Source organism: Aeromonas sp. FDAARGOS 1405 (assembly GCF_019048265.1).
GTDB lineage: Bacteria > Pseudomonadota > Gammaproteobacteria > Enterobacterales > Aeromonadaceae > Aeromonas > Aeromonas veronii_A.
Genome location: NZ_CP077311.1, coordinates 226,180 through 238,537 on the forward strand (window position 1 = coordinate 226,180; position 12,358 = coordinate 238,537).

Below are 12,358 nucleotides of genomic sequence, written 5' to 3' on the forward strand. Positions count from 1 at the left end.
TCGGTACATTCCAATCAGGAAATATTCTATTGAGTTACGTGCCTGGGCGGCCATATTGAATCGAGCAGACTCACTAATAAACCGCGTCACCTCCCGCTCATTGCCATCCCTGCGCTGCACTTTACCGCCCGTCAGTTATCCGCCTTCACCCTTGCGGGCGTATAAGCTGTAGGTGCGACGCAATACAGGGAATGTGTATGAAGGGAATGAAGAGAGAAGAGCAGATTGCCGGGCTGCTGGCGACACTGGAGCAAGTCATTCTGGGCAAGCCGCTGCAACTAAAAATCGCGCTGGTGACCCTGCTGGCGCGCGGTCATCTGCTGATCGAGGATCTGCCCGGTATGGGCAAGACCACCCTAGCCCACGCGCTGGCACAGGTACTGGGGCTGGCATGCAGGCGGATGCAGTTCACCGCCGATCTGCTCCCCGCCGACCTGCTGGGGTTGCAGATCTTTGACTCCCAGCAGCAAACATTTCGCTTTCACCCCGGCCCCATCTTCACCCAGGTACTGCTGGCGGACGAGATCAACCGTGCCAGCCCCAAGGTGCAGAGCGCCCTGCTGGAGGCGATGGCCGAGGGCAAGGTGAGCATCGAGGGCCACACGCACCCACTCCCCATTCCATTTTTCGTCATCGCCACCCAGAATCCGGCGGATCAGGCGGGCACCTATCCGCTGCCGGAATCCCAGCTCGACCGCTTCGCCGTGCGACTCTCGCTGGGTTTTCCGCCACGAGAGGCGGAGCGCCAGTTGCTGCGCGGCAACCAGCCGACTGACCCGTTGCCCTCCATGCTGAATGCCGCCGAGCTGGCTGCCCTGCAAGCGGAAGGTGATGCTATCCATGTTTCCGATGCCACCCTCGACTACCTGCTGGCGCTGGTGCACCAGAGCCGCTTTGATGGGGAGCTGCCACAGCCCCTCTCCCCCCGGGCAGCCCAGACCTTGCTGGCGGTGAGCCGGGCCTGGGCGCTGGTGGCGGGGCGGCGCTTTGTCACGGTGGAGGATGTGCAGGCAGTCTTCCCCTATATGGCCGAGCATCGGCTGCGGGGCAGCTTTGGCGTACAGCACGGCGAAGCCTGTCCCCTTAGCCAGCGATTGCTGGCCCGGGTCGATCCGGACAATCCCTGATGAGCAAATTGTTTGACCGTTGGCAGCTGTGGCGAGCTCGCTGGCAACGACGCTGGCTCGACCGTCGCATTCCCCCGGCCCGCCAGATCACGCTGGGTACCCGCAGCCTCTTTATCCTCCCCACCCGCATGGGGCTGCTCTATCTGCTGGTGCTGCTCGCCATCTATCTGCTCGGCACCAACTATCAGAACAATCTGGTACTGCTGGTGGCCTACTGCCTTGGCAGCCTGTTTATGGCCGCCATGTGGCTCACCCACCGCAACCTGCTGGGGCTGGAGCTGCTGGGTGGCCCGCTGGTGCTGGGGGAAGCGGGTAGCCAGCTGCCTATCCGTATCTTGGTGCAGAGCCCGCGCCCGGTGCAGGCGCTCCGGTTTAGCCTCAACGAAGGCACCCTCTGGCTGGCACAGGCCGACGCTGTGCCCAGCACAGTTATCCTACCCGTATCGGGCTCGCGCCGCGGGCCATTGCACCTTGGTCGATTGCGGGTTGAAAGCCGCTACCCTCTCGGCCTGTTTCGCTGCTGGTCCCTGCTGGACTTGCAACTGGAAGGCTGGCTCTCTCCCAAACCAACATTCGGCGCGCTAAGAGGGGAACATGCGACCCAAAACGAGGGGCATCAGGGCCAACCCGCTCCGGCCACTCTCGGTGACTTTGACTCTCTGCGGACACATCAGGCCGGTGAACCACTGAGCCGGGTCGCCTGGAAGCAACTTGCCCAGGGGCGCGGCCTGCTGACCAAACAGTTCCATGAGCCACAGCAGGATGACACTCACCTCACCTTGCAGCGGATCGCGGGTGGGGATCTGGAGCAGCGGCTGGCAGTGCTGGCCTGGTGGTGCGCAGATTACGGCAAGCGGGGCATCCCCTTTACCCTAACACTGGCAAACCAGACGCTGGGACCCGATAGCGGCGCCGCCTTTGTGCAGCGCTGCCTGCTGGCACTGGCCCGATTCGATGCAACACCACCGAAGAGCACGCCCGATGCTGCTCGATAACCGCCGCCTGTTACCACTCATCGCCCTGCAACAGCTGCTGCTGGTCGCGGCGCTCTGGCCACAGTTGCAGCTCTGGGTGATGGCAGTAGGCGCCATGACCCTCGGCGTCCGGGCCATGATGCTGTGGCGCGGCTGGCCGCCCCTGCCTGCCCGCTGGTTGGCGCTGCTGGCCATCACAACCGTGGTGTTGCTGGGGTTGCAGTGGCGCACATTGGGCACCCTGCCCGCCCTGATCAATCTGCTCTGGATCGGCTATAGCCTGAAGATGATCGAAGTGCGGCGCGAGCGGGATATCGAGCAGGTGCTACAGCTCGCCTTCTTCCTCATCGCGCTGGCGCTGGTACAACGCCAAAGCATCGGCTGGACGGCCGGAATGACAGTAGCACTCTGGCTGGCAGTAACCGCGCTGGTGGCCGCCGTCGCCCCCGAACAGAAACGGCCTTGGCGCAGTGCGGGTGGTACCCTGCTGCTGGCGCTTCCCCTGCTCATCACTCTGTTTCTGCTGCTGCCAAGGCTCCCGCCCCTCTGGCAGATGCCCACCACCAGCCGCGCCCTGTCGGGGCTCTCGGAAGAGCTGGCCCCCGGCGATATCAGCGAACTGGTCAACTCCTCGGAACTGGCCTTTCGGGTCACCTTTGCCGATGGCCCGCCCCCGGCCCGCGAGCGCTACTTTCCGGTGATGCGCCAAGAAATTTTCGATGGCCAGCGCTGGTTGCTGAGCCCCGAGGTCAGGGCATGGCAGCAGACAGTGCCGGTGCAAACCGGGCTCCCCCTTCTGGCATCCTCTTCTCAGACCAACTCTCAACTGGCAGATAGTCCGTTACCCGCCGGGAGCTACGAGGTGATCGCCGAGCCCCAGCGCCACCGCTGGGCCTTTGCTCTGAGCGAACCGCACCTGCTGGCGGGACCGGTAATGCTCACGCCTCTCAACACCCTCTATCGGCAGGGGAGCAGCGAGATGGCGATACGCTATCGCATTGGCCGCGGCGAAGCACAGATCGAGGATGATAGCCAAGCCGCCCAGCGCAACCTGCAACTGCCAGCCGGGGGCAACCCGAGAGCGCGAGCTCACGGCCAAGGGCTGGCTGTGCGCTATCCAGAACGCGCCAAGCTGGTCGCCGCCCTGCTCGCACAGTTTCGCAGCCAATCCTATTACTACACCCTGACCCCGCCACGACTTGGCAGTGACGGGGTGGATGCATTCCTGTTCGATACAAAGCAGGGCTTTTGCGGCCACTACGCCATGGCGACCGCTTTCGTGCTGCGCGCTGCCGGTATTCCTGCACGACTGGTCACCGGTTATCTCGGCGGCGAATGGAATCCCAGGGGCAACTATCTGGCGGTACACCAGTTCGATGCCCATGCCTGGGTGGAGTATCTCGATGAAGGGGGCTCATGGCGGCGAATCGACCCCACGGCGGCAGTGGCACCTGAGCGCATTGAAGACGGCGTGAGGGAGGCCCTGAGCGACGAGTTTACCGCCGCCGACCCCCTCGCTTTGCAACGTTATCGCAACTGGGCCCTGCTCAATCAGCTGCGCTGGTGGGGCAACAATATCGAATACCAGTGGAGTCGCTGGGTGATTGGTTACGATGCGGGCCAGCTCTGGCAGCAAATCGGTCTGCGCTGGCCTGCACTGGCAGCGCACACTCCCTGGTTGATCCTCGCGAGCCTGATGCTGGTCGCCCTGCTGGTGAGCCTGCCCCTGCTGTTGCCCGCGCGCCTGCCGCCAGCGCGGCGCATCTGGCAGCCCCTGCTCAAACGGGGCAAACGCAGCGGCTACTCACCCCAGCCCACCGAGAGCATGGGGGCATGGTGCGAGCGACTGGCGCGGCTGCGTCCTGACCTTGCCCATCCTCTGCTAAAGAGTGCGTGGCTCTATCGCCGCTGGCGTTATGCCCCTTTCAGCGACCGACAACAAAGGCGCTGCTGGCGCCAGTTGCAACTGCGTATAAAACAACTCACCCTGCTCTGGGATCAACCGCAGAAGAGCAAGCCATAAAAAGGGGGAGCCACTGGCTCCCCCCTCAGGTTTTAATCAAGAGGTTTGACTCACCGCTTGTTATTTTTTGGTCGGATTGTCCCAAATTCCCTCTTCCAGCTGGGAGCGGATCTCCGGGTACTTGTTGGCATCAAAGGTGGGCACCTTGCCCAGCTTGAGCTGGTCGTTGTAATCCTTCGCCAGCTTGATGGCGACGCCGGAGAGCAGCAGGATCGCCACCAGGTTGACGATGGCCATCAGTCCCATGGAAACATCCGCCATGGCCCAGACAGTGGGTAACTCGCCCACAGAGCCGAACATCACCATACCCAGCACAAACATCCGGAACAGCATCAGGCCGCCCTTGTGGTTGTGCTCGAGGAACACCAGATTGGTTTCGGCATAGGAGTAGTTGGCCACGATAGAGGTGAAGGCGAAGAAGAAGATGGCTGCCGCGATAAAGATGTTGCCACCGCTGCCAATCTGGGAAGAGAGCGCACGCTGGGTCAGCTCGACACCGGTCACACCGGAGCCCGGCTCAAACTGACCTGACATCAGGATGATGGCGGCGGTACAGCTACAGATTACGATGGTGTCCATAAAGACCCCCAGCATCTGCACATAACCCTGGGAGGCCGGGTGCGGCGGATAGGGAGTGGCTGTCGCCGCGGCGTTGGGCGCAGAGCCCATGCCCGCCTCGTTGGAGAAGAGACCGCGCTTGATACCGTTGATCATCGCCTGGGAGATGGCATAACCCAGCGCACCCGAGCCTGCCTGCTCAATCCCGAAGGCAGACTTGATGATCAGCATGAAGACATGGGGCAACTCGGTGATGTTCATCGCCACGATCACCAGCGCCAGCAGGATGTAGGCCAGCGCCATAAAGGGCACCACCAGCTCGGCAAAACGGGCAATGCCACGAATGCCGCCGAAGATAATCAGGCCGGAGAGTGCCACCAGCGCCAGACCGCTGACCCAGTCAGGAATGCCAAACGCCACCTTCATCGCCAGACTGATGGAGTTGGCCTGCACCGCGTTGAACACCAGACCAAATGCTAGGATCAGGCAGAGCGAGAACACCACCCCCATCCAGCGCATGCCAAGGCCTTTCTCCATGTAGTAGGCTGGGCCACCACGGTAGTTGCCATCCTCATCCTTGACCTTGTAGAGCTGGGCCAGGGTGCTTTCGACGAAGGCGGTCGCCATGCCGATAAAGGCAATAAGCCACATCCAGAAGATGGCACCGGGGCCACCCAGATAGATAGCGACAGCAACACCGGCCAGGTTGCCGGTGCCGACTCGGGCGGCAAGGCTGGTACAGAGGGCCTGGAAGGAGGAGATGCCTGCGTTGTCCGATTTACGGCTGTTTTTCAGCACGGAAAACATGTGGCCAAAGTGACGGATCTGGATAAAACCCAGGCGGAAGGTGAAAAAGATCCCGACCCCGATGAGCAGGTAGATGAGCACGGCTCCCCACATCAGGTCGTTTAGCATCGCAATCAAGGTGTCCATAATTCTCTCGTTGTTATTCACATCCATGGCCAGTCTGCGCTGACCGTTTTCTGTCTGTCGTTTAATTAGCGTTTCGCTAAAGGGGCGGAATCTAGCACAGCGGGAGAGCCCGGAATAGTGATCCCGGTCACGCGAGACACAAAAAACGAACGGTAAAAGCCCATAAAGCTCCATTTAAATCGCAAACTTTCAACAAACTCAATAATTCAATCAGACAGGCCACCATTAAGCCCCATAAGAGAACCATTTTGATATATCCCTGATGAGCTATCCGGAAACGCAAACGCTTGCATGAAATAGCTTTCAAACGGCGATATTTCGCCAAACGTTTTCGCTGTAATTAAATTTCAAGTGCGTAGCGAGATAATTTATGTGATCGACGACACAAATATCGATATTGGCTAAAAAAGTTCAGCTGAAAGCAAACCGGAGCGAGGTCGGAAGGAAATGTAAAAAACCTTACTAATCATATAGTTTCACGCCATAAAACGGGATGACTCAACAGCCTGAATGTTTAACAACCAAGCGCCCCTATTGCAGGATGCAGCACATCAGTATTAATTAGGCAGGCAATGACGATGGGCCGCCCCCATCGCGCTTTTCTGAGCCTGAGGCACCAAGATCCTGTAATTTTATTTCAGAACCACCGTCTCAAGCCCGCAACCCAGGGATTACTCCCTCATTAAGAGATGATATTCGCTATGGCCGATAAATTAACCCAGCTGAAAGCCCTGACCACTGTTGTTGCCGACACCGGTGATATCGAAGCCATCAAACGCTATCAGCCCATCGATGCCACCACCAACCCCTCTCTGGTTCTGAAGGCCTCCGAGATCCCCGAGTACGCTCCGCTGATCGAAGACGCCATCAAGTGGGCCAAAGCCCAGAGCCAGGACAAGGCACAGCAAATCATCGACGCGGGCGACAAGCTGGCCGTCAACATCGGTCTGGAAGTGCTGAAGATCGTTCCGGGCCGTATCTCTACCGAAGTGGATGCCCGTCTCTCCTTCGATACCGAGGCCAGCATCGCCAAGGCCCGCAAGCTGATCCGTCTTTACAACGAAGCGGGTATCAGTAACGACCGCATTCTGATCAAGCTGGCCTCCACCTGGGAAGGGATCCGTGCCGCCGAGGTTCTGGAGAAAGAGGGTATCCAGTGCAACCTGACCCTGCTGTTCTCCTTCGCCCAGGCCCGTGCCTGTGCCGAAGCCGGTGCCTTCCTGATCTCCCCGTTTGTGGGCCGCATCCTCGACTGGTACAAAGCCAAAAATGGCCGTGACTACACCGCCAGCGAAGATCCGGGCGTGGTCTCCGTTACCTCCATCTACAACTACTACAAGCAGCACGACTACCCGACCGTGGTGATGGGCGCCAGCTTCCGCAACACCGGCGAGATCCTGGAACTGGCCGGTTGCGACCGCCTGACCATTGGTCCGGCCCTGCTGGAAGAGCTGAGCAAGAGCGAAGGCGCCGTGGTACGCAAACTGGACTACACCGGTGAGCGCAAGGCCAAACCGACCCCTATGACCGAAGCCGAATTCCGCTGGGAACTGAACCAGGACGCCATGGCTCACGAGAAGCTGGGCGAAGGTATCCGCATGTTTGCCATCGACCAGGGCAAGCTGGAAACCATGCTGGCAAGCCGCCTGTAATCGATTAATTTTTATGAAAAAAACCGGGCCCCTACCAAGGGGCCCGGTTTTTTTCATGGGCTTTTTTAGCGCTGTCATAGAGTCGTCACGAAAACGTTTTAATTTCAGATTCGTTATGTTATACGGGTGGTGAAAACGATAAAAGCCAAGGAGGGAGCCATGGAAATGTTCAACTTCGATTATGACGAGGTAGTTGAGCTCGGTTCACGTAGCCGCGGGACAACGGGAAAAAAACGTAAATGGCGCGAGATCGAAGCGCTGAAAGACAAGCACCGTTTGCAGAAGGAGCTGCAATCCATCGATATCGCCTATGAAGGTCTTACAGACGAGATTGAACTGTAATACCGCCAGACACCTGTAAAAGCGCTCCGCACAGCCGGGGCGCTTTTTTATGCCGCAATAGGATGATCAAGCGGCTTGTCATGCCATCGCCAGCGATGCCAAAGGATGCTGTAGGCTACTGACAGCCATCACCAACAGCCTGGCATACCAACCCTGCCCCTCACCCTAGAAGACTGACCTGCGCTGTTTCAGGGCGCATTGGGGCAATCACCGCAAGACAAGTAATCAACAATAAAAAACCCCCGTCGATGACGGGGGCCTGAATACTCGGGGGTGACGGCTGCGCTTAGCAGTAACCGTAGCCCAGCAGACGCTGGTAGCGTTGCTCCAGCAGTTGCTCGGTATCGAGCGGACGCAGAGCGTCCAAATCCTGCTTGATGCGAGCCTTGAGGTTTTTGGCCATCTTCTCCACATCGCGGTGGGCGCCGCCGAGCGGCTCTTCGACGATGTTGTCGATGAGTTTCAGCTCTTTCAGACGCTGGGCAGTGATACCCATCGCTTCAGCAGCCACAGAAGCCTTCTCGGCGCTCTTCCACAGGATGGAGGCACACCCTTCCGGCGAGATGACAGAGTAGGTGGAATACTGCAGCATGTTGACGCGGTCACCCACGCCGATAGCCAGCGCACCACCTGAGCCGCCTTCACCGATTACGGTGCAGACCACCGGCACGGTCAGGCCGGCCATGACTTTCAGGTTGCGGGCAATCGCTTCGGACTGGCCACGCTCTTCGGCACCGACGCCGGGGTAGGCGCCCGGGGTGTCGATAAAGGTGATGATCGGCATCTTGAAACGCTCGGCCATCTCCATCAGACGCAGGGCCTTGCGGTACCCTTCCGGACGCGGCATGCCGAAGTTACGCTTGATCTTCTCTTTGGTCTCGCGACCCTTCTGGTGACCAATCACCATCACCGGCTCGCCGTCGAGACGGGCAATACCGCCGACGATAGCCTTGTCATCGGCATAGGCACGATCACCGGCCAGCTCGTCGAAATCGGTGAAGATCTGCTCGATATAATCGAGGGTGTAAGGGCGCTGGGGATGACGCGCCATCTGGGATACCTGCCAGGCCCCCAGATCACCGAAGATCTTCTTGGTCAGCTCTTCGTTTTTCTTCTCCAGCCGGCGGATCTCGTCTTTCAGATCCACGGCGTGATTGCCTTCACTCACATGTTTGAGCTCATCAATCTGCGCCTGCAACTCGGCAATCGGCTGTTCAAAATCCAGAAAAAGACTCATAGGGCCTTAGAACCTCTAATCAAAAACCAACTCGACCCGCTCTCGTCCAAGCAGGACGCGCAAGTCATCTAACAGTTGATCGGTGGGCGTCACCCGCCACTCGGTACCGAGCGTCAATCGCACCCGGGAACCGGGGCGACGATAGTTTACCTGAACCGGACAGACTCCGGCACGGGCGGGCTCCAAAATCTCGCACAAACGCGGAAAAAAGCGATCATCGATACGCTGTTCATCGAGGGAGATGCGGATTGCTCTGGCAAAACGCTCCCTCGCATCATTGATATCCAGTAATTCCCGGGCCGACATTTTAAGGCCACCGGAGAAGTCATCAAAGCTGACCTGTCCAGAAACCACCAAAATGCGGTCTTTTTGCATCAATTCTTCATATTTTTCCAGCGCTTCACTGAACAGGGTCACATCGAGGCGACCGGAACGGTCGTCCAGGGTGAAGATCCCCATCTTGTTGCCACGCTTGGTCACCATGCTGCGGGCCGCAATCACCAGCCCTGCCGCCGTGGTCACGGTATCGCGGGAGGTGGGGTGCAGATCGCACAACCGGCCCGACGTATAACGACGCAGTTCGCCGCTGTACTGGTTGATGGGGTGACCGGTGAGATAGAGCCCGAGGGTCTCGCGCTCCCCTTCCAGCCACACCTTGTCAGGCCAGTGTGGCACGTTGGCAAACGCCTTCTTGACGTCGTCAATCTCTTCGGTCAGCACGCCAAACATGTCGACCTGCCCCACCGCCTGCGCCTTGGCGTGCTGCTCGGCGGCACGCATCGCCTCCTCCAGCGTCGCCATCAAGGCGGCACGGTGTGGGCCGAGCCGGTCCATGGCGCCGGAGAGAATAAGCTTCTCCATCACCCGCTTGTTAAGCTTCTTGATGTCGACCCGGTTGCAGAAGTCGAACAGGTCGCGGAACGGGCCGTCCTGATCCCGGGCGATCAAGATCGCATCGATGGGGCCTTCACCGACCCCCTTCACCGCCCCGATGCCGTAGACGATATGACCATCTTCGTTGACCGAGAAGCGATAGCGACCGGTGTTCACATCCGGCGGGATCACCGTCAGCCCCATCCGCTGGCACTCGTCCACCAGGGTTACGATCTTGTCGGTGTTGTCCATATCGGCGGTCATCACCGCTGCCATGAACTCGGCCGGGAAGTGGGCCTTGAGCCAGAGGGTCTGGTAGGAGACCAGCGCATAGGCGGCGGAGTGGGATTTGTTGAAGCCGTAGCCGGCAAACTTCTCCACCAGATCGAAGATCTTCATCGCCAGCTCGCCGTCGACGCCATTCTTGATGGCGCCCTCCTCGAAACCGGCCCGCTGCTTGGCCATCTCCTCGGGCTTTTTCTTACCCATCGCCCGGCGCAACATGTCCGCGCCACCCAGCGTATAGCCTGCCAGGGTCTGGGCAATCTGCATCACCTGCTCCTGATAGAGGATGATGCCGTAGGTCGGTTCAAGAATCGGTTTCAGGCTCTCGTGCTGCCACTTCTCGTCCGGATAGGAGATCGCTTCATTACCGTGTTTGCGGTCGATGAAGTTATCCACCATGCCTGACTGGAGCGGGCCCGGTCGGAACAGGGCCACCAGTGCGATCATATCTTCGAAGCAGTCGGGGCGCAGCCGCTTGATGAGATCCTTCATGCCGCGGGATTCCAGCTGGAATACCGCTGTGGTCTCGTAGCGCTGCAGCAGGTCAAACGACTTCTTGTCATCGATGGGGATGGCGGCGATGTCCACCGGCGGCTTGCCCTCTTTGGCAAGACGCGGGTTTATCATGCCGAGCGCCCAGTCGATGATGGTGAGCGTTCGCAGACCGAGGAAGTCGAACTTCACCAGACCGGCGTATTCCACATCGTTCTTGTCGAACTGGGTGACCGGGTGATGGCCTTCGTCATCGCAGTAGAGCGGCGCAAAGTCGGTGATCTTGGTAGGCGCGATCACCACGCCACCGGCGTGTTTACCAGCGTTGCGCACCACCCCTTCAAGGCGGCGGGCCATGTCGATGAGGTCTTTGACCTCCTCATCCTGCTCGTAAAGCTCGGGTAGCTTGGGCTCGGCCTCGAACGCCTTGGCCAGCGTCATCCCCGGATCCGGCGGGATCAGCTTGGAGATGCGATCGACAAAGCCGTAAGCGTGGCCCAGCACCCGGCCAACGTCTCGCACCACCGCCTTGGCCGCCATGCTGCCGAAGGTGATGATCTGGGACACCGCATCCCGGCCATACATCTCGGAGACGTGCTCGATCACTTCATCCCGTCGATCCATACAGAAGTCGACGTCGAAGTCGGGCATGGATACCCGCTCCGGGTTCAGGAAACGTTCGAACAGCAGGTCAAATTCCAGCGGATCGAGGTCGGTGATCTTGAGGGCGTACGCCACCAGAGAACCCGCACCCGAGCCCCGGCCCGGACCAACGGGAATGCCGTTGTCCTTGGACCACTGGATAAACTCCATCACGATGAGGAAGTAACCCGGGAAGCCCATCTGGTTGATCACTTTCAGCTCGATGTCGAGACGCTCGTCATACTCGGGACGACGCTCGGCCCGCACTGCCGGATCCGGGAACAGGAACTCGAGACGCTCCTCCAGACCCTCTTTCGACTTGGCCACCAGAAAATCTTCGGTAGTCATGTCGCCGGTCGGGAAGTTGGGCAGGAAGTATTCGCCGAGACGCACCGTCACGTTGCAGCGCTTGGCGATCTCCACCGTGTTTTCCAGCGCTTCGGGGATATCGGCAAACAGCTCCGCCATCTCCTCCTGACTGCGCAGGTACTGCTGGGGGCTGTAGCGACGGGGACGGCGTTTGTCCATCAGGGTATAGCCATCGTGGATGGCCACCCGGATCTCGTGGGCGTCGAAGTCATCGGCGTTAAGGAACACCACCTCGTTGGTGGCGACCACTGGCAGCTCGAACTCGGTAGCAATGGCCACTGCCATGTGCAGATAGACCTCTTCGTCGGGTCGACCGGTACGCAGCAGCTCGAGGTAGTAGGCATCGGGGAAATGGGTCTGGTAGAAGGCGAGGCACTGCTCGGTCATCTGCCGGTTACCCTTGAGCAGGAACTTGCCCACATCCCCTTCACGACCGCCGGAGAGGACGATCACCCCCTTGGCATGCTCGGCGAGCCAGCTTTTGTCGATAACCGGGCGCCCCTGCACGTGGCCGCGCTGGTAGCCGCGAGAGATAAGCAGGGTGATGTTCTGGTAGCCGTCGTTGTCCATAGCGAGCAGAGTGAGGCGGAACTGCTCGTCGCCAAGCTCGTCGCTCTGCACCCAGAAGTCGGCACCGACGATGGGTTTGATCCCCTTGCCGTGGGCAGCACCATAGAAGCGCACCAGACCGCACATGTTCATCTGATCGGTCAGCGCCAACGCCGGCATGTTGTTGGCCGCTGCAGCCCCGACGATGGGGTTGATCTTCTGCAGGCCATCGACCATGGAGAAGTCGGAGTGGACTCGCAGGTGGATAAAACGGGGTTCAGCCATCGTCATCTCCTCTCGCT

Annotated in this window: 8 protein-coding genes; 5 read left to right on the forward strand and 3 right to left on the reverse strand. The window is 59.6% G+C overall.

Features of this window, described 5'->3' with window-relative positions; translation table 11 throughout:
- Window positions 1-197: 197 nt before the first annotated feature.
- The 3 genes from I6L35_RS01060 to I6L35_RS01070 are packed head-to-tail and all read left to right on the forward strand — an operon-like array spanning window position 198 to window position 4,124.
- Complete coding sequence (locus tag I6L35_RS01060) at window positions 198-1,127, forward strand: MoxR family ATPase (protein ID WP_216979317.1); 930 nt, start codon at window positions 198-200, stop codon at window positions 1,125-1,127.
- A complete protein-coding gene (locus tag I6L35_RS01065; protein WP_216979318.1) occupies window positions 1,127-2,122 on the forward strand; it encodes a DUF58 domain-containing protein in 996 nt (331 codons plus the stop codon). Before I6L35_RS01060 ends, I6L35_RS01065 begins: the two co-directional genes overlap by 1 nt.
- Window positions 2,109-4,124, forward strand: coding sequence for a DUF3488 and transglutaminase-like domain-containing protein (locus I6L35_RS01070; RefSeq protein ID WP_216979319.1), 2,016 nt, complete (start codon window positions 2,109-2,111; stop codon window positions 4,122-4,124). The genes I6L35_RS01065 and I6L35_RS01070 overlap by 14 nt, the downstream gene beginning before the upstream one ends.
- 60 nt (window positions 4,125-4,184) lie before the next feature.
- On the opposite strand, the gene I6L35_RS01075 is transcribed toward I6L35_RS01070, so the two are convergent.
- Window positions 4,185-5,615, reverse strand: a complete 1,431-nt coding sequence (locus I6L35_RS01075; protein WP_041234090.1) for a sodium:alanine symporter family protein — start codon at window positions 5,613-5,615, stop codon at window positions 4,185-4,187.
- A 701-nt stretch (window positions 5,616-6,316) separates the two neighbouring features.
- On the opposite strand from I6L35_RS01075, the gene tal reads away from it, so the two are divergent.
- Both tal and I6L35_RS01085 read left to right on the forward strand, forming a co-directional pair.
- Window positions 6,317-7,267 carry a transaldolase gene (tal, locus tag I6L35_RS01080; protein ID WP_005343804.1) on the forward strand — a complete coding sequence of 317 codons (951 nt, stop codon included), beginning with the start codon at window positions 6,317-6,319 and terminating at the stop codon, window positions 7,265-7,267.
- A gap of 159 nt (window positions 7,268-7,426) precedes the next feature.
- On the forward strand, window positions 7,427-7,609 hold the full coding sequence (locus I6L35_RS01085; RefSeq protein ID WP_005338547.1) for a DUF3545 family protein: 183 nt from the start codon (window positions 7,427-7,429) through the stop codon (window positions 7,607-7,609).
- Between the two features lie 286 nt (window positions 7,610-7,895).
- Here I6L35_RS01085 and accA read toward each other — a convergent pair whose 3' ends face one another.
- On the reverse strand, window positions 7,896-8,846 hold the full coding sequence (gene accA / locus I6L35_RS01090) for an acetyl-CoA carboxylase carboxyl transferase subunit alpha (protein WP_005343800.1): 951 nt from the start codon (window positions 8,844-8,846) through the stop codon (window positions 7,896-7,898).
- Between the two features lie 15 nt (window positions 8,847-8,861).
- Window positions 8,862-12,341 (reverse strand): DNA polymerase III subunit alpha, encoded by a 3,480-nt coding sequence (gene dnaE / locus I6L35_RS01095; RefSeq protein WP_216979320.1) that lies wholly within the window; start codon window positions 12,339-12,341, stop codon window positions 8,862-8,864.
- Window positions 12,342-12,358 lie beyond the last annotated feature (17 nt).

Coding starts and splice junctions, on each gene's coding strand:
- I6L35_RS01060 (WP_216979317.1), top strand. CDS start 198: ATGAAGGGAATGAAGAGAGAAGAGCAGATTGCCGGGCTGCTGGCGACA.
- I6L35_RS01065 (WP_216979318.1), top strand. CDS start 1,127: ATGAGCAAATTGTTTGACCGTTGGCAGCTGTGGCGAGCTCGCTGGCAA.
- I6L35_RS01070 (WP_216979319.1), top strand. CDS start 2,109: ATGCTGCTCGATAACCGCCGCCTGTTACCACTCATCGCCCTGCAACAG.
- I6L35_RS01075 (WP_041234090.1), bottom strand. CDS start 5,615: ATGGACACCTTGATTGCGATGCTAAACGACCTGATGTGGGGAGCCGTG.
- tal (WP_005343804.1), top strand. CDS start 6,317: ATGGCCGATAAATTAACCCAGCTGAAAGCCCTGACCACTGTTGTTGCC.
- I6L35_RS01085 (WP_005338547.1), top strand. CDS start 7,427: ATGGAAATGTTCAACTTCGATTATGACGAGGTAGTTGAGCTCGGTTCA.
- accA (WP_005343800.1), bottom strand. CDS start 8,846: ATGAGTCTTTTTCTGGATTTTGAACAGCCGATTGCCGAGTTGCAGGCG.
- dnaE (WP_216979320.1), bottom strand. CDS start 12,341: ATGGCTGAACCCCGTTTTATCCACCTGCGAGTCCACTCCGACTTCTCC.